The organism is Bacteroidota bacterium, from assembly GCA_018692315.1.
In the GTDB taxonomy this organism is placed as follows: Bacteria; Bacteroidota; Bacteroidia; order Bacteroidales; family JABHKC01; genus JABHKC01.
This window is the reverse complement of the sequence record JABHKC010000185.1, coordinates 1-19,286: the sequence shown is the minus strand read 5'-3', so window position 1 is coordinate 19,286 and position 19,286 is coordinate 1. Positions and strand designations below refer to the sequence as shown.

Annotated in this window: 11 protein-coding genes; 5 read left to right on the top strand and 6 right to left on the bottom strand. The window is 33.2% G+C overall.

Annotated features, from left to right (window positions below; translation table 11 throughout):
• From HN894_13745 to HN894_13730, 4 genes are all read left to right on the top strand, one after another.
• The coding region (locus HN894_13745) for a T9SS type A sorting domain-containing protein (protein ID MBT7144387.1) at positions 1–708 on the top strand (708 nt) is incomplete at its 5' end.
• A 338-nt stretch (positions 709–1,046) separates the two neighbouring features.
• Positions 1,047–4,394 (top strand): T9SS type A sorting domain-containing protein, encoded by a 3,348-nt coding sequence (locus HN894_13740; GenBank protein ID MBT7144386.1) that lies wholly within the window; start codon positions 1,047–1,049, stop codon positions 4,392–4,394.
• A gap of 61 nt (positions 4,395–4,455) precedes the next feature.
• Positions 4,456–8,004, top strand: a complete 3,549-nt coding sequence (locus HN894_13735; protein ID MBT7144385.1) for a PKD domain-containing protein — start codon at positions 4,456–4,458, stop codon at positions 8,002–8,004.
• A 71-nt stretch (positions 8,005–8,075) separates the two neighbouring features.
• Complete coding sequence (locus HN894_13730) at positions 8,076–9,077, top strand: GSCFA domain-containing protein (protein ID MBT7144384.1); 1,002 nt, start codon at positions 8,076–8,078, stop codon at positions 9,075–9,077.
• Here HN894_13730 and HN894_13725 read toward each other — a convergent pair.
• The gene (locus HN894_13725; GenBank protein ID MBT7144383.1) at positions 9,070–10,221 is read right to left on the bottom strand and encodes an amidohydrolase; all 1,152 of its coding nucleotides are present in this window, start codon (positions 10,219–10,221) and stop codon (positions 9,070–9,072) included. The genes HN894_13730 and HN894_13725 overlap by 8 nt on opposite strands.
• A 12-nt stretch (positions 10,222–10,233) precedes the next feature.
• Complete coding sequence (locus tag HN894_13720; protein MBT7144382.1) at positions 10,234–12,354, bottom strand: hypothetical protein; 2,121 nt, start codon at positions 12,352–12,354, stop codon at positions 10,234–10,236.
• A gap of 193 nt (positions 12,355–12,547) precedes the next feature.
• On the opposite strand from HN894_13720, the gene HN894_13715 reads away from it, so the two are divergent.
• Positions 12,548–13,651: a hypothetical protein gene (locus tag HN894_13715; protein ID MBT7144381.1), complete on the top strand. Its 1,104-nt coding sequence runs from the start codon at positions 12,548–12,550 to the stop codon at positions 13,649–13,651.
• A 59-nt stretch (positions 13,652–13,710) separates the two neighbouring features.
• Here the strand turns inward: HN894_13715 and HN894_13710 are convergent, their stop codons facing one another.
• The 4 genes from HN894_13710 to HN894_13695 form a co-directional block, all read right to left on the bottom strand.
• Entirely contained in the window at positions 13,711–15,345 is a 1,635-nt protein-coding gene (locus HN894_13710; GenBank protein ID MBT7144380.1) for a response regulator, read from the bottom strand.
• Between the two features lie 130 nt (positions 15,346–15,475).
• Complete coding sequence (locus tag HN894_13705) at positions 15,476–16,987, bottom strand: Na+ dependent nucleoside transporter (GenBank protein MBT7144379.1); 1,512 nt, start codon at positions 16,985–16,987, stop codon at positions 15,476–15,478.
• Positions 16,988–17,027: 40 nt separating this feature from the next.
• Complete coding sequence (locus HN894_13700; GenBank protein MBT7144378.1) at positions 17,028–17,612, bottom strand: bifunctional nuclease family protein; 585 nt, start codon at positions 17,610–17,612, stop codon at positions 17,028–17,030.
• Positions 17,613–19,157: 1,545 nt separating this feature from the next.
• On the bottom strand, positions 19,158–19,286 hold a 129-nt coding region (locus tag HN894_13695), incomplete at its 5' end, for an IS630 family transposase (protein MBT7144377.1).

The following is a 19,286-nucleotide window of genomic DNA, read 5'->3' as shown; positions in this document are numbered from 1 at the left end:
ACTGATTCGGCTATGGTTTATGTTTTATCTACAAGCATAGAATTGGGTGCAGACACCAGCATTTGCGATGGAAGCACACTTCTTTTAGATGTTGGAGTTCCCGGACTGACTTATATTTGGTCAACTTCTGAAACGATTCAAGCAATTGAAGTTAACGATGCAGGAATGTATTCGGTTACAGTCAGCGACCCAATTTGCGGCGATGCTATCGGAAACATTATTGTAAGCGTTGATCCATCACCAACTTTCGAATTTGGTTTCGACACTTTAGAAATTGAATTTGGAACCACCGCTATTTTTGATGCAGGTAGCGGATATAGTTCTTATTTATGGTCGAATGGCGAAACCACTCAATCAATAGAAATTTCTGAAGAAGGATTGTATTCAGTAATTGTAACCAACGAATTTGGCTGCTCTGCCTACGATGAAGCATATCTGAAAGTAGGACCAAACTCAATTGGAGAAAACTCAATTGAAAACTCAATTTCTATTTACCCAAATCCTGTGAAAGAGAAGCTATTCATAAATTCTGAAATTGCTGAAATTGAAAAAATTGACATTTACAATTCGATTGGAAAACTAATTTATACCGAAAAAAATAAAGCAAAAAACATAGAATTAGATGTTTCGAAATATCCTGTTGGAGTTTATTTTGTGAGGATAAATACTCAAAACAAAGACACTTTTGTTAGAGCTGTTGCTTTTTAGGCAAACTCTAAAATGCAATTTTTTCCTTGTTTCGGACTGTGTAATTAATCGATGCCTGAAACTTGAAGTTAACAATAAGTTTTCTCTGTGAAACTCAATATCTTCTTTGTGATTCTTTGCGAAACAGCTTACTCAAAGAAGCTCAAAAGGGTGCGAAGATCAAAAAGTAATTATTTATAACTTTTCAGAACACCGATTGGTTACCGGAATTTATATAAAATTCCTCTATTAAAATACAAATAGCTTTTCTGAAAAACAATTGCATATTTAAGAAATTACAAAAGGCAACGAATTACAAAAAAATATGTCTATTTTTGAAAGTTGATTTAAAAATAAATATGGATTCAAAAAAGTTAATATTAGTTTTTTTTATATTAATTACAAATTCAGAAATTGTTTTGAGTCAATGTGGGCAGGCTTTTATATGGTATTTTGGCACAAATGCCGGAATTGAATTTTCACCAGCAGGTCCGGTTTCTATTTTAGGTGGTCAATTAGATACACAGGAAGGCTGTGCAACTATTTGTGACCCAAACGGAAACTTGCTTTTTTATACAGATGGAATCACCGTTTGGAATGCCTTACACAATCAAATGCCAAATGGTTTTGGTTTGTTCGGAAATTCTTCATCCAGCCAGTCTGCTGTAATTGTTAAAGAACCATTGTCAACAAACACATATTATATTTTCACTGTTGAAGACGATTTTGGCTTTTATGGATTGAGATATTCTGTTGTTGACATGAATTTAGATGGCGGCTTGGGAGATATTGTTCCAAGTCAAAAAAACGTATTACTATTTCTTCCGGCTTGTGAAAAAATTGCAGCCGCACTTCATCAAAATGGCACTGACATTTGGATAATTGCTCATTATGGAGGAAATCCGAATTTCGTTTCATATTTGATAAATCAATTTGGAATACAGTCTAACAGCCCCATGATTTCACAAATAGGGCATGATTATTCAGCTGCAGCTCCTGCTGATGCTCGGGGCTATATGAAAGTTTCAGCGAATGGAGAAAAACTTGCATTAGCAATCGAAGGTCAAAATAAATTTGAGGTTTACGATTTTAATAATTCAACCGGAGAGTTGACGAACCACAGGAGTATCGAGTCACCGTCCTGGCTTGGCACAAATGGATTTGCTGATGCTTATGGAGTTGAATTTTCGTCGAATGGCGATTTTCTGTACGGAACTCGCCGCTGGAGCAATCAGGTTTTTCAATGGCACCTTTCAGGAACTGCTACAGATATAATCAACTCGGTTCAACAAATTGGAACAATTTCCGGACCTTATGGGGCAGCTCTCCAAATTGGAATTGATTGCAAAATATATGTAGCCAAAAATATGCAGGAATATCTTGGCGTGATTGATGAACCGAACATTCAGGGAAATTCCTGCAATTATGTTGATTCTGCCATCTATCTCCAGGGCAACATTTGCAAAGAAGGTTTACCAACATTTTTTGCAGGACATTTTACATCGGCAGATTTTTTTATACAAACAGGTTGTTTAAATGACACAACTAAATTTGAATTGAATTCTCCTTATATTTCGAGTGTTTTTTGGAATTTCAACTATCCCTCGAATTCGCCTCAATTTCATTCAACAGCTCTTTCCGATGTTTGCTATATATATCCGCCCGGAACATATACTATTCAATGTATAGCACAATTTGCTTCGGCTACCGAAATTCAATATCAAACTATCGAAATTGTCCATCTGCCAAGTGTAGAATTAGGTCAAAATCCAAGTGTTTTGTGCTCGAACGAAACTTTAGAATACGACTTTTCAGATAATGGCGACTGCTCGTATTTTTGGACAGCAGTACTCGATAATTATACGATAACTGATAGTTTACCAACATTTTTGGTAGATAAGCCCGGCTTTTATACTATCGAAATTTCAAACATTTGTGGAACTGTGAGCGACAGTATTTTCATTGAATATAATGAAATTGAACCAAATCTTGGACTTGACATTTCAAATGTTTGTTTCTCCGACACACAAATTTTAAATGTTGAATTTTCTAATTTGTATGGTGCGGCAACCTTCCTTTGGAGTACTGACGAAACTTTTGATTCCATATTTGTAGCAAATTCCGGGATCTATTCAGTTTTAGTAAGTGTTGCAAATTGTACGGAATATGACGAAATTACTGTAAGTTTCGATACATTATTGAACATAAACCTGGGGCAAGATCAGCAATTGTGCGAAGGAAATTCTCAGATTTTAAGTATTGAACCTACAAACGCAAAACTTCTGTGGTCAACTGGCTCTATTTCTCAAGAAATAGAAATTTCCATAGCCGGAACATATTCTGTTATTGCATCGAATAGTTGTGGGAATTTTTTCGACACAATAATCATCGAAGCAATCTCAGTCCCCGATTTCGATTTAGGGGCAAATATTAATTTGTGTGAAGGAAATTCAACGATTATTTATATTGAATATCCAAACTCCAGCTATTATTGGAATACAGGTTCAACATTGCCATTTATTGTTGTTGATTCTGCAGGAACATATGGAGTGTTAATTACGAATCAATGTGGTTCGGGATACGATAATGTTACAGTTTCGAAACACTATCCTATAGTTCTGAATCTTGCAGATGACACAACTATTTGCCCTTATGACACAATTATTTTAGACGCACAAAATTCAGGCTCTACTTTTTATTGGTCTAACACAGAAACAATTCAATCTATCTCTGTATGTCAAGCTGCTACTTATTTTGTTACAGTAGAAAATGCCTGTGGTATAGAAACGGATTTCACAGAAGTAGAATTTCTTGAACTTGATTTTCGCCTACCGAATGATACAATAATTTGTGAAAACGAATCATTGATTTTAAATATTTTTGATAGTTCGATTGTCTCATATTTATGGTCAACAAACGAAATTTCTTCTTCTATTGAAATAGAAAATCAAGGAAATTATTTTGTTATTTGTTCTGACAAATGCAACACTTTATACACTGACTCAATTTATGTTTATATTTTGCCAGAAACATTGGAATTAGGAAATGACACATCTGTTTGCGTAGGAAATTCGATTATTATTGATGCAGGATTTCCTAACTTAAATTACTTTTGGTCAAATGGTTCAAGCAATCAGACAATTGAGATTACGGAAAACGGCATCTATGAGCAAACAATTTCTCATCCGGTTTGCGGAAATTCATTTGGAAGTATTTTTGTGGATTTCGATCCTGTACCGGAATTTGAATTTGATAGCGATACTATCTTTTCTGTTGAGAATCTCCCAACACTTATCGATGCGGGAGCAGGTTTTCAATCATATTTGTGGTCGAATGCTGAAACTTCACAATCGATTTATGCTTATTGCCCGGGATATTTTTCAGTTACAGTTTCAAATATTTTCAATTGTTTTGCTTCCGATTCCGTTTTTCATGAAATAATTTCTATGAAAAAAGAAGAAGATTATATCAACAATATTACAATTTTTCCAAATCCTACAAGCGAGTTTTTATTTATTAATTCTAAAGTTTCAATAATAAAAAATGTTGCTATATTTGATTTAAAAGGTAAATTGGTCTATACCGAAAATTTTAACAAAAAAAATATTTTTCTTAACATTTCTAAATACACAACTTCCATTTATCGCATTCGTCTTAGCTTAATTGATGATATTGAGATAGTACGAACTATCATAATATTGAATTGAAGAAAAAAAATTTGAAATATTTTCTTATTTTTGTATGGTTTTTTGAAATAAAATTATGAATATGAAAAACATAATACTAACTTTTATAGTTACTGTTGTTTTTGCTACTAGCTTGTTTTCGCAAGGACGTGAAGGAACAATTTGGTATTTTGGAACATATGCCGGTGTCGATTTTAATTCCGGTTCGCCGGTTGCACTATTAGACGGACAACTTCAAACACAGGAAGGTTGTGCAACTATTTGCGATCCAAATGGCAATCTACTGTTTTATACCGATGGAAGTGATGTTTGGAACTCGTTACATGTATTTATGATGAATGGGCAAGGTTTAATGGGCTCATCCTCATCCACTCAGTCTGCAGTAATTATCCCGAAACCTTTGAACCCTAATATATATTATATTTTTACCGTAGATGACAATATTGGTACTGATGGATTAAGATATTCCACTGTAAATATGAATCTTGCAGGAGGCTACGGCTCAGTAGTAAGTTTAAATAATATGCTTTTTACACCTGCTTGCGAAAAAATTACAGGTGTAAGTCATGCAAATGGCATGGATATATGGGTAATTACGCATCAATGGAGCACAATGAATTTCATGACATATTTGGTTACAAGCAATGGAGTTCAATCTACTACACCTGTAATATCAAGTATTGGCACTCTACCATCAGGAAATTCTGCAAATACAAGAGGATATTTAAAAGCATCGCCTGATGGTGCCAAAATTGCCCTAGGTATTGAAGGCATGGACTTATACGAACTTTATGATTTTAACAATATAACAGGTCAACTTACAAATGTTATGGTGCTTTTCCCTCCGGCTTCAATAGGCTCTTTTCAAGATGCCTACGGAGTTGAATTTTCATCAGACGGAACAAAACTTTACGGCTCTCGTCGATGGGGAAACCCAATTTTCCAATGGGATTTAATGGCAGGTTCTCCTGCATTAATAAATGCTTCATGTACTGAGGTAGGAAATATGAGTGGAGGCGATGGTGGAGCATTACAACTTGCCTACGATGGCAAAATTTATGTTACCAGAGATGACCAGATGTATCTTGGTGTAATAAATTTCCCAAATAGCCTCGGTACAGCTTGCAATTATGTCAATAATGGATTTTATCTTCAAGGTCGTCATGGCGACGAAGGACTACCAACTTTTGTTGCAAGTTTCTTTAATGTTGCTGAATTCGACTATCAAAATACTTGTATTGGCGATGTAACTATGTTCAATATTACAAATACAACTTTATTAGACTCAGCATACTGGTATTTTAGCGATATTCCATCAGGAGCAGCTAATACATCCACACTATGGACTCCAGGTCATATTTTTACTTATCCGGGAGATTATGATGTTTATTTAATTACATACAGAAGTGGTTGGCCTGATACAGCACTTCAAACTATCACTATCAATCCGCTACCGACAATAGATCTTGGAAACGATACCACTATTTGTTATGGAGCAAATGTTGTTTTGGATGCTGGGAATACAGGAGCTAACTATTTATGGTCAACAGGAGCTACTAACCAAACAATTAATGTATCTCCAAATGCTACTTCCTATTATTCTGTCAATGTTGAAGAATTTGGCTGCGAAAATCAAGATACTATTTTGGTAAATGTTTATCAGGTTTTAGCAGATTTTACCCTTTCAGACCTGGTGTGTTTTAACGACGATGTTACAGTTACCTATGTCGGAAATGCATCGCCGAGTGCAACATACGATTGGAATTTCTATGGTGCAAATATAGTCTCCGGTTTCAATGCCGGTCCTTATTCAGTCAATTGGACTAATCCAGGTTCATACAGTGTTACCCTTTCAATTACTCAGGATAATTGCATAATTCCGGCATATACCCTTCAAACATATAATCCTGCCGATTTGTTGACAACTGTTGTTGGAACTGATGTATTATGTCATGATGGAAACGATGGAGCTGCAAATTTAACTGTGAGTGGAGGAACTGGAAATTACACCTTTTCCTGGAGCTCTGGCCATAATACCGAAGACGTTGCTGGTATGGCTGCCGGAACCTACACTGTTACTATAACATACGACAGTGTATGTACAACTACAAATTCAGTAGTGATAAATGAACCGCCAACATCTGTTGAGGGAAATATATCAATTATTGGACTATTATGTCATGGCGATACAGATGGAAGTGCAGACCTTGATGTAAGTGGTGGTATTCCTCCATATACTTACTCATGGAACTATAACGGTGAAACTACGCAGGATATTGATAATATTGGAGTTGGAGCTTACTTTGTTACAATTAATGATAATCATGCTTGCGAATATATTGCTTCAGTAGTAGTAAACGAACCAGACTCTATGTCAATAATTTCTACACCTAATTTTACCATGTGCCTTGGCGAAACTTTCATAATTGGAGCACAGGTTATTGGTGGCACTTCTCCATATTCTTATATATGGAACGATGGAGCATTCCCTGGCGATTCAATCGAAGTCTCACCTACAGAAGAGACCATATATGAAGTTTATGTTGTTGATGACAACGCTTGCGAAAGTCCTTCAAGCGAAGTGAAAATAAGTTTATTTCCAAAGATTGATTCATATCAATATACAAGCGTAGATTCTATTTGTCCGGGCGATTCAACAGCAATATATTTTGAAGTTGAGGGAGGAAACGGAGGACCATACTCAACATACCTTGATATTGGTTACGAAATAAAAAGTCCTTATATAGTAACACCGGAAGTAACTACAACCTTCACTATTCTTTCCAGAGATAATTGCGGTTCACCCGTAGGAATTTCCTTCATCACTATTGTAGTTATGCAAGTGCCTGGCTCCGATTTCGATTCGGACATTAAAGAAGGTTGCCAACCTTTAGAGGTGAACTTTATTGATTACAGTCCGAATGAAGGACAAACATATGTTTGGTATTTTGGCGATAACGACGATTTTGGATATTCAGTTGCAAAAAATCCATTTCACTTTTATGAAAATTTTGGAACATATGATGTTCAATTAACTGTAACTTCAAAATTTGGTTGTACAGAAACTTTCCGTAGAAACGAAATGATAACAGTTTTTGAAATTCCCGAGGCAAGATTTAGCGTAGATAAAGAACGTACCAGCATAATTAGACCAAATATTTTCTTTCAAAATTTGACAGAAAATATTATGTACGCAAATTGGGATTTTAGAGATGGAAACTTCTCCGAAGAAATTGACATTGAACACAGTTTTACTGATACAGGAAGGTTCGAAGTACAACTTATTGCCAGCACCTCCGATTTATGCAAAGACACAATTTACATGGATGTATATATTGATGATGAGTTTACATTTTATGCCCCAACAGCGTTCAACCTAAATAGCGACCTTCCGGGAAACAAAGTATTCATGCCAATAGGTATTGGAATAGACCCTGACAATTTTCATATGATAATATACGATAGATGGGGCGAAAAAATATTTGAAACCTTCAATCATAATCACCCTTGGGATGGCAAAGTAAAAGGCGGAAATGTGGCACCGGAAGGCACATATTCATGGATAGTTCGATATATTGACATGAGAGGCATCAAACAAACTGAAAAAGGTAGTGTTGTTTTGATCAGATAAATTTATTCTTTGAAATAGAAAAATATTATAAAATTCTCTTCATATTTGAAGGGAATTTTTTTTTGATTATTATGGAAAAATATTTTAGAACTATAATTGAAATTCCTAAATCTAATAGCAAAGTTTTGCATGAGAATAAGTCTGTTTTCATAGGTTCTTGTTTTGCCGAAAATATTGGAAATAAGTTTCTCCAATATAAATTTAATACAGAGATTAATCCTTTTGGAGTAATATATAATCCACTCTCTGTGAAAAATAGTCTTGAAAATTTAATCGAAAGAAAGCTATTTTGCGAAGAAGATATAAAATATTTTAACGAAAGATGGATAAGTTTTTCTCACCATAGCTCATTTTCCGATACAAATAAAACAATTTGTCTAAAAAAGATCAACGACAAAATAAATTCATCTTCAGAATTTTTAAAGGAAGCAGATTTTCTTTTTATTACCTTCGGAACTTCCTATGTATATGAATTAATTGAAAATCAGCAAATTGTTAGCAATTGTCATAAAATGCCTTCAAAACATTTCAATAGATTTTTGTTAAGTGTAGAAAATATAGTTGAAGCATACAAAAAACTAATAAACCAAATTCTTGAATTTAACCCGAATTTAAAAATAATATTCACTGTCAGTCCCATACGACATTGGAAAGATGGAGCTATGGAAAATCAAATTAGTAAATCGACACTAATTATTTCAATTTCGGAAATTATGAAAAATTTTAGTCAAATAGAATATTTTCCGGCATACGAAATAGTTATGGACGAATTGCGCGACTACCGCTTTTACGATGAAGACATGGTTCATCCGAATAAAACTGCAATAAATTATATATGGGATAAATTTAATGAACTATATTTCAAGAATAAAACAAAACAATTGAACAGCGAAATTCACAAATTACTTCAAGCAATGAAGCATCGATCTTTCAATCCAGAGTCCGAAAATCATAAAATGTTCCTTAGAAAGTATCTTCAGAAAACAATGGATTTGAATGTGCAATATCCATTTCTTAAGTTAACGGACATTAAACAATATTTTGAGCAAGAATTAAATAGTAGCTCTATATAAATTTTGAATTAGCTAAAATTTGCTGATAAATTGAAGAAAACATTTTTATTCCGGATTCGATAATATCGTCCGGGAAATCGTATTTAGAATCGTGCAAATTTCTGCAATTAGTACCGGCTCCCATACCAAACATTGCACCTTTATATCGATTTGTAAGCTGCGCAAAATCCTCTGACCAACGAAATGGTTCAAGCTCCATTTGAATTTCGAAATTGTTTTCAATTGCGGCATTTAAAATATATTCATTTGCATGATTATCATTTTCGATTGCCGGGAAATATTCTGTACCTGATATTTCGACTTTCAAATTTTCAGCATATGCAATTTCAAATATTTGTTTCTCCGCAAATTTCCACAACAAATCTAAATCTTCATTTTCAGAAGCTCTAAAAGTTGCTCTAATTTCAGCATATCCTGCAGAAGTTCCGAAAGCAATTTCTCCAAGCAAAACATGTACTATCGTAATCAATGTGAAATTCATAGCCGTTTCTTTGTTGGTAGAAAGCGAAATTAATTCTTCAATAATTCTACTTGTTGCAAGTGCTGGGTTTATTCCTTTTTCGGGTTCGGCTGCATGTGAAGTTTTGCCTAAAAGTTTAATTATCATGCCTTTTGAAGCACAAGTGAATGTTCCCTCTCTGATAATGATTTTATTTTTTTCATACTTTGGAATATTGTGAAGCGCAAAAACAAAATCAGGTTTTAGGTTTTCTAATTTATTGTCCTTAATAGCAAGTTTCGCACCTTTTCCAGTTTCTTCTGAAGGTTGAAAAAATAGAATTATTTTCCCTGAAAAAGGGGGCTTTTTTTGAATTTGAGAAGCTAAGCCTACCATTATTGCCATATGTCCATCGTGCCCACAACTATGCGAACAATTTTGATTCTTAGATTTGTATTCAAAATCATTTTCTTCATTGATAGGCAGTGCATCTAATTCGCATCTTAATAAAACACATCTTCCAGGTGTCGAACTATCGAAAACAAAAGCAATCCCATACCCGGCAATATCTCTAATAATTTCGGAAGGATTAAATCTTGAAATAATATCAAAAATATTTTTTGAGGTAAGTTTTTCGTTTCCAGACAATTCTGGATTTTGATGAAGCTTTTTTCTAATTTTGATAATAGAATCTATATTTGTCATTCTAAGAAAAAACTATAACGATAAGTTTGGTGGATATGAAAAACTGCCGGCATTTTGCATTTTAATTTCGTAGCCCAGCCCTGGATTCATATACACAATTTGGTTTATGTTATTTTGTGGCCAATAAACATTTCCAAAGCCATCCTTCACTAAAACTATTTCAGAAACAATTGTGGTTAACATTTCGGTAATAGGTGCCGGACTAAACCGAAGATATCCTATCAAGTTCCAGCCTTCTATTAGCAAAATTTGTGTGTTCTCCGGAACTACGATTGAACCTAAAACAAATAATTCAGCATTCTGCGAAAGTTTTGCTCTGTAGGCTTTTCCAATGCTCAAACTTCCTATCATATTTATTTGATATTGAGTCCAAAAAACAGCCCCATATTGATCTTTTATTAAAATCAATTCCTGAAAAATTGGAGAAAATACACTTTCACAAGAAGGATCAGCAGGATCAATATATGTAGATAATAGATTCCAACCGGAAAGCAAATTCAGTATTTGAAAATCGGTGCTAAGTTCTATCACTTCCACAGAGTCTGTCATTAAGCAGCCATAATTATTTGTTACACTTAAATTGTAAATTCCCCCTGAGGAAATAGTTATAGATTGATTAGTTGAGCCATCTTGCCAAAGATAGCTTGAAAAACCCGAGCCTCCTTCAACTATTATGCTGTCGTTTGTAGTTATGTAAAAAAGATTTTCTTCAAAATTCAATTTTGGTTCAGGACTAAATGAATACGAGATATATCCACCTACATTTAAGCCAGCACTATCAGCAGCGACTACTTGGTTATAGACATTTCGAGCTTCCCAATTTACAACAATCTGTTCTCCTGTATCTACTATGGAAATATAGCCAAATTGTCCACTCTCCCCTTTTTGGCCATGGCTATATGGACCTCCTTTTATAGAACCGCCACTTGAAAGAGATCCAGCCTGCAATATTGGAAAACCATGTGCCGAAGATGTCTCAAAACCAGTACTGCTTGTAGTATCATTATAATAGCCATTGTGCGAACCATCGTCTATAGCACAGCCATGCATATCGCCGGCAATCATACAAAGATTATGTATGCAGTTGTCTTCTATAAAATTTGCAATTTCCCTACGTTCGTATGAGTAGCTCCACCACTGATCGCGAATTGCACCACTTCCTATCCAAGGAATTGTACTTACCCAAACAACCAATTCGTAGTTTCTGCTTGAGCTTAATAACTCTTCTTTAAACCATTGTTTTTGTTCGATTCCAAGATTTGTTTTATTTGACCCATCAGGAGTAATGGTATTTACAATAGAGAAAAATGGGCTATTTGTATGACTAACATTAGTATTTGAACATTTTCCCGGGTCTTTAGTAGTTCGCAAGTCGGTTACAATAAACCTCACTCTACCGACAGTGAAAGCCTGATAAATTGGAGTTGTGTCAACACCAGCGAGCTGATAATGAGGAATATAATTTCTGTAAACCTGATGAACAGCCGGTTTGCCATCACATAATCTGCACGCATCGTTTGGACCAAAATCGTGATCGTCCCACATATATACTATTGGGACATTTTGATACAAATCTTTTTGTGTACCACTAATCTTGCTTTCGTACATATCCCGATATGCTTGAATATCGTCATTTTCTATATCTCCATAATGAAAATCACCAGTATGTAAAAAAAATAGAGGATTCGAATTTTTAATAGCTTCAAAAACCGGGTGATTTGATGCACTATGATTGCCACAGCTTGCAGCAAAATTGAAACTATAAGCTTCATTTTCTTCAGGTAAAGTAAAAAACTTACCAGTATTTTCATTATCAATTATTCCAGCAACTTCTACTCGATAGTAATATTGATTTAATGGAGACAATCCATTGATTTGAAATTTTAATACTAAATTGTTTTCAATCAAATTTGCGGTGTTAGCAACCGAATATATGAGACCTGATGTAAAATTAGAATCAGTAGTTGCAATAATTCTAACAGACAAGCCTTCGCAAAACGGTTGCACTTTAGCAACAACTATAGCAGAATTTGATGTAATAGCACCCGACCATACAAATTCAATTAATGTTATTGAATAAGCTATTGAAAAGTTTAGTACTAAAAAGTAAATTAATATAATCAGTTTTTTCATTCTATTTTTTTTATAATACGAAGATAAATAAAAAATTGCGAAACCAGATTTAGAAAATTTACTTTTAATTGTGCTTCTATGAAAACAGGCTTTATTAAAGTTGAAACTGGCATTAGCTAAAATGTTTTCTTTTTCAGATTGTAACAAAAATGTTATATTTTTACAAAATAATTTTTTCTCATAGTAAATGATTATGTTAAATAGATTACGTTTTTTTGTTCCAGTTATACTGCTCATATTCATTTCTTGCACCACTAAAAAGGAATATGAAAAGGCACAAAGTATTAATACTATCTATGCTTATGAAGATTTTATTAAGAAACATCCTAAAAGTAAATATGATGCAGAGGCAACAAAAACCCTTTTAGAATTATATGAAAAAACTGAATGGGAAAAAACCAGATCGTTTAATACTATTGAGGCTTATTACGAATTTTTATCTATATATCCGACAAGTTATTATGCAAAAATTGCAAAAGAAAAAATCCTACGCCTTGAGGAAAATAGAGATTGGAAAGCTGCACTAAAATCGAATAAGATTTATGATTTCTACAACTTTATGAAAAATCATCCGAAATCGAGGTTTATTGAAGATGCTAAAAGAAAAACTAACACAAAAGATCCTGTAATTATTGAAGATTTTGAAGTAGAAAAAGAAGAGTCAGAACTGATGATTGAAAAATACATGAACATCTATTTCAAAGATTCTATAGTTAATGTCAAAAAGAGAAGTTTCACTAATTATGCAACGATTGAAGCTTATTGGTTAAGAATAAAAGAATTGAATTATAGAGAGGGCTATTTAGATTTTTTATACAATTACTCAAATTCTATTTTTGCAAACGAAGCCATTACCAAAATAAGAGAAATTGAATTTGACGAATGGGATTTAGTAAGACAGATTAATACAGCACCTGCCTACGTAAAATATCTAAAGAAATTTTCTAATAGTGAATATGCCGAAATTGCCGTAAAAAAAATTATCGATTTCAAAGTTGATGAGATTTTTCATGTAAATAATTCAAAACTCCCGGCTTTTGTTGAATTAACACAAACAAATACAATAACAACAAATACTATAGAAATTTATAACAAATCGGAATATCCTCTCACTTTGTTGGCAAGTAGCCCGACTCAAAGTCTTAAAGTCGATTTTTTTCCATATCAACTTAAATCTTTCGAATTACAAAACGAAAAATATAAAATAGTAATTATGGGGAAAAATTTAGCAAATTTCATTACAGAAATCAATCTTCGAGGAGGAAAATATCAAATGCAGTTTGAGATTCCTGAATAGAAAACCACAAACTATCAAAAACATTTTCTTTTGAACTGAAGTTGTTTCGAATCTAATTTTTATAAATACTGATCTAAAATATTAAGTAGTTTCTTTTTATTGATTGGCTTACTAATATAATCGTTGCACCCTACTTGCAAGCTTTTTTCCTGTTCTCCGGCAAGCACAAATGCAGTTTGTGCAATTATCGGAAGTTCAGGTTTAATTTTTCTAATTTGCCTTGTAGCTTCAAATCCATCAAGTTTGGGAAGTTGAATATCCATTAAAACAGCATCGATATTTGAATTTAACCTGCATACTTCTACTGCTTGTTCTCCGTCCTGAGCCCACAAAACCTTAACTTTGGTTTTTTTAAGAATGGTGTTTATAAACATATAGTTCGACAATGTATCCTCAACTACAAGAACTGTTCTGCTCTGCCATATATAGCCTTTTGTTTCATTTTTCACCTTTACCTTTGGTTTTTCAGGTTCAATCGGAACAAATGGTAATGTAAAAAAGAAAGTTGAACCCTTTCCATAAGTTGATTCTATCCATACTTCACCGCCAAGAAGATTAATAATGCTTCTCGAAATACTAAGTCCTAAACCTGAACCTTCGTATAGCTTTGTTGTTTCTGTTTCCGATGTTTTTGGCCGTTCGAAAATAAATGCCTGATTTTCTTTTTTTATTCCCGGACCGGTATCTTTTATGTAAAATAACAAAGTTTTAATGTCTTTGAAACTGTAACCAAATTCAATATTTCCGCTATCTATATTCCGAAACGCATTCGTTATGAAATTAGAAATTACTTGATGAATTCGTTTTGAGTCGGTCAATATTGTAAAATTCTTGTCGCTGTTTGCAACTTTTAAACTTAATCTGATATGCTTTTTTTGATTATCTCTTTTATAAATATCATAGAATGAATAAATCTCTGAAAGCATGGCATTTAGCCGACAATTTTCTTTATTTATTTTAAACTTTCCCGACTCTATTAAAGAAATATTTACTACATCATCCATAAGATTAAGTAAAGTATTTCCACTGTTTTTTACTATATTCAAATATTCAATACGGTCTTTAACAGGCATTTCTTCATTTGAAATAAAATCGGAAAATCCGATAATTGCATTCAATGGAATCCTAATTTCGTGCGACATATTTGCCAAAAACTCCGATTTAAATTTATCGGCTTTTTCGGCTTTTTCCTTTGCAAATTCAAAATATTTATTGGCAGTTTCTAAGTTTTCAACATATTCTCTAATATTCAAAGGTGATTTTTGCAAGTCGTCTTGAAATTGACGGTCTTTATGTTTGATTGCTTCAATACTATTTTTTGAAAAAATAATATTATTGAGTTTTTGTTCTTCAAAAATTATTATGTATTCATCTTTGTTTGTTATTGGCTGCAATGGTTTTATTACCAATTTCAAATATAGTGTCGCCTTTTTATAATCAAAAGCAAAAACCTCACTTTCTGTAATTATGCTTTTCGATTTTGAAATTTTCAATAATGGTGAAATAATCTTTTTTATATCTGAATGTAGCAAATCTAAAATATCCTGATTCACTTCATAGACATTGCTATCCATTAAATCATCAATTTTTCCTTGAAAATCGGTCATCTTATGGTTTTCATCAATTATGATGTATGGATGATTTATAAAAGAAATTAGACTTTTCTTAAATGTCTTATGTTCCAAACTATTCATTTTCGCATTTTAATTTTAATTCAATCAACACAATGCCATTTATATAAATACTTTTTTGTAAAGTTACATTTTTTACATCAAAATCACTTTTTCACAATTTAATTGTTGGCTTTTTGAAGATAATCAGACATTATCCTAAAATCATTCCAATAATTGTTGCCGAAAGCAAAGAAGCTAATGTTCCGCCAAGCAAAGCACGAAGTCCGTATTTCGACAACAACACACGTTGAGTTGGTGCAAGCGATCCTATCCCACCAATTTGAATTCCTATTGAAGCAAAATTAGCAAATCCACAAAGCATATATGTTGCCATAATTATTGATTTTGCCTGCAAAGCTCCGGCTTCCTTAAGTTCCGAGAGGCTGATATATCCAATAAATTCGGTGAGAATAATCTTTTCGCCAAGCAATCTGCCTACAAAAGTAATGTCTTCAGTCGAAATGCCTATTAGCCACATAAGCGGTGCAAAAAGGTAACCCAAAATAAATTGCAGCGACAGGTCTTTATACCTTCCATTTGTGGATTCTTCAATAATTTCATTTAGGTTTGTCCAATCGCCAATTTTTACCGAAATAAAATTGAACATTGCAATAAAAGCAATAAAAACAAGAAGCATTGCTGCAACATTTACTGCCAGTTTGAGTCCTTCGGTCGTTCCATTCGAAATAGCATCCAAAACATTGCTGCCAATTTTGTCTCGTGTAATTTCAATAGTTTTGTTAATATTTTCGGTTTGTGGAACCAGAATTTTTGAAATTACAACTGCTCCGGGAGCTGCCATTACCGATGCTGTGAGCAGATGTTTGGCAAACAGCAATCTCTGCACAGGATCGTCTCCCCCAAGAAAACTTATGTAAACGGCCAAAACTCCTCCTGCAAGTGTAGCCATTCCGCCCATCATCACCAGCAAAATTTCAGATTTGTTCATCTTCGCTAAATATGCTTTTATCATGAGTGGCGATTCTGTCTGACCAAGAAAAATATTACCTGCTACCGATAAACTTTCTGCTCCCGAAAGCTTCAATAATTTTGTCATCAACCAAGCCAGAGCATAAACAAATTTTTGGATTATGCCAAAATAGAATAATACGCTTGTCAGTGCAGAAAAGAAAATTATTGTCGGGAGAATTTGTACTGCAAAATTCACTAAAGCTACCTCGATCTCGCCACTTACAAACGATTTGAACAGGAATGCAGTCCCTTCTTTAGTAAAATCTAAAACAAGTACAAAAAGCCGCCCTACAAATTCAAAAATTGCCTGAAAAAACGGGACATACAGTATTCCCAGAGCAATAAGTAACTGTATGCTTAGACCGATTAACACAATTCGCCACGATATTGCTTTTCTATTTGTGCTAAACAAAAATGCAATTGCCAGCAAAACAATCATGCCAAGCAATCCTCTTAAAATGGTAACAAAACTAAATTCATTGTTTTTCAGCTCCTTGCTTATTAGCAAATTTGATTTTGCTGATGAATTGCTTTCTGAGATTTTTTGACTCTTGGCGGCAGACTGATTTACCGTAGTTGAAATTTCAACACTATCCTCATTGATTTGATTATTGTCCTGAAAGTTTGGATATGCTGGTTTTATAATTATAATTAAGACTATGAAAAAAAGTAGTTTTAAGCTGAGTTTCATATATTTTGTAAATTAGTAATTATGAATTTTGAATTGCAATTTATTTCTTCCGCTTTTTCATTTCAACATTTATAAGAGAAGCTTTTTCATAATCTTCATTTTTTATGGCTTCGTCTAACATTTCCTGTAATTCGTCGGCACGATAGTTTTTATAATCATTTTTGACTTTAGTTTTAGCTTTAGTTTTAGCTTTTGCTTTCTGCGATTCTTTATCAATATCGACAAAAATGCCTGCTCTTTCCAGAATTTCTTCATATGTAAAAATAGGACATTTAAAACGTAGTGCCAGGGCTACTGCATCGGAGGTTCTTGCATCGATTTTCATTTTCTCTTTCCCTGTATCAAAAATCATCAAGGAATGAAAAACTCCTTCTTCAAGCTTATGTATCAAAACTTCTATTAGTTTTACTTTTACATGATTTGCAAAATTATAAAACAAATCGTGGGTAAGTGGCCGAGGTGTTTTAAAGCCTTCTAATTGCAAGGCAATAGACTGTGCTTCGAATGCTCCGACAATAATTGGCAAACGCCTTTTTTTGTTTTCCTCTTCGAAAACAAGAGCGTAAGCACCCGACTGACTCTGACTATTTGAAAGTCCTAAAACATTTAGTTTTATTTTTATCATATATCTTAAAGCATTAATATTTCACTTACAAAAGTGTAAAAATTCTATCATTAAATTGTAAAAAATTAATTATTTATTTCTACTTATATTGATTTGATTACAAAACTAATATCCTTTAGAGTAACCATCATAAATTGAGCAAATTTCACAAAATTTTAGTTTTTAGATGAATTCTGATATTTTGACACAATAAATCTGAAATTCAAGAGCCATAATCACTTCTTTGATTTAATATCCATATATTTGTACAATTATCAACAGTATCTAACAACAAATATGGAATTTCAAAAAAGCTGTTTGTACAAATTTCAAATAGTCCATTATTATTTTTGATTGACATTTTCTATGAATCCAAATTGCTAAAGTTTAATAACTTTGGCAAAGTTTTCTAAATCATGTGATTATGAAAGTATGTAATTTATTATTATTTTGCTTAATATACATTTTTCCATTAAATGGTATTGCTCAAGGTGAAACCAATAATTGGATTCTTGGAGGAGTAGATTTTTTTATCAGTATTAATAATGGTGAACCATCATTGATTACTCCTCCTGTTGTTACAGGCAGTCCTGTTGGAGGAATACCTCCTGTACCATATCACTACTTTTATTTTTCAAGTATTTGCTGTTCAAGCATTAGCGATGCAGAAGGTAATTTATTGATGTATAGTAATGGTGAACTAATATGGAATGCAGCATTTGACACTATGTTATATGGAACAAATTTATACGGAAATTTTGAATCAAGCCAATGTTTATTTATTCCTCATCCCGGATATGAAAATAGATATTATTTTTTCACAACTCCTTATTATTTTACAAGTATTGGTGTTCGATATTCCGAAATTGATTTAAATTTGGATAATGGACTTGGGGGGTTAATCTCTTCAAACAATCTATTACTTAGTCCGGCTTGTCAAAAGGTAAGTGCCGTATATCATGCAAACGGAAAAGATATTTGGCTTATGGTACATCAGTGGAATAGTAATGCTTTTTATGCTTACCTTATTACAAAAAATGGAATAAATCCAAATCCAATCATTAGCAATGTAGGAACTGTTCATCAGGAGCCTATACCACCCCCTTCAATGTATCATAGTGCAAGTGCAGGTGATTTGAAGTTTTCCACAAATGGAAAGAGGCTGGCAGTTGCAATTGAAGGGCTAGATTTATTTGAAATATTTGATTTTGACAATACAAATGGAATTGTCTCAAATCCTATATCTATATACGGTAAATGGGCACAAAGTGTAGAATTTTCTCCTGATGGAACAATTATCTATCTGGGAGATACAGATTCTGGTTTTGCTCCAGACAATTTTTCTGAAATATTTCAAATTGATTTGTTAGCAGGTAGCCAAAGTCAAATTATTAATTCAAAAGTGATAATAAATAGTGATACGATTGCTTTCAATTCACCTAATGGTCCCTTATATTCATATATGCATTTATTGCAATTAGCTCCCAACGGCAAAATATACATTGTAGCATCTTATAATGAGAATTTTTTGTCTTGCATAAATTTCCCAAATGCACTAGTGTCATGTCAATCAACAATTGACGGATACAATCTTTTTAATTTAATTCTGGAATCCTTAATAGTAAATCTCCAATTTATTTTTGCATTCTTATTATTTCTGTGATTTTGCCAAGCATCTACTTCATTTATAATTGT

What these genes read in the sequence shown, in the direction of transcription:
- HN894_13740 (MBT7144386.1), top strand. Translation starts at nt 1,047, where the DNA reads ATGGATTCAAAAAAGTTAATATTAGTTTTTTTTATATTAATTACAAAT.
- HN894_13735 (MBT7144385.1), top strand. Translation starts at nt 4,456, where the DNA reads ATGAAAAACATAATACTAACTTTTATAGTTACTGTTGTTTTTGCTACT.
- HN894_13730 (MBT7144384.1), top strand. Translation starts at nt 8,076, where the DNA reads ATGGAAAAATATTTTAGAACTATAATTGAAATTCCTAAATCTAATAGC.
- HN894_13725 (MBT7144383.1), bottom strand. Translation starts at nt 10,221, where the DNA reads ATGACAAATATAGATTCTATTATCAAAATTAGAAAAAAGCTTCATCAA.
- HN894_13720 (MBT7144382.1), bottom strand. Translation starts at nt 12,354, where the DNA reads ATGAAAAAACTGATTATATTAATTTACTTTTTAGTACTAAACTTTTCA.
- HN894_13715 (MBT7144381.1), top strand. Translation starts at nt 12,548, where the DNA reads ATGTTAAATAGATTACGTTTTTTTGTTCCAGTTATACTGCTCATATTC.
- HN894_13710 (MBT7144380.1), bottom strand. Translation starts at nt 15,345, where the DNA reads ATGAATAGTTTGGAACATAAGACATTTAAGAAAAGTCTAATTTCTTTT.
- HN894_13705 (MBT7144379.1), bottom strand. Translation starts at nt 16,987, where the DNA reads ATGAAACTCAGCTTAAAACTACTTTTTTTCATAGTCTTAATTATAATT.
- HN894_13700 (MBT7144378.1), bottom strand. Translation starts at nt 17,612, where the DNA reads ATGATAAAAATAAAACTAAATGTTTTAGGACTTTCAAATAGTCAGAGT.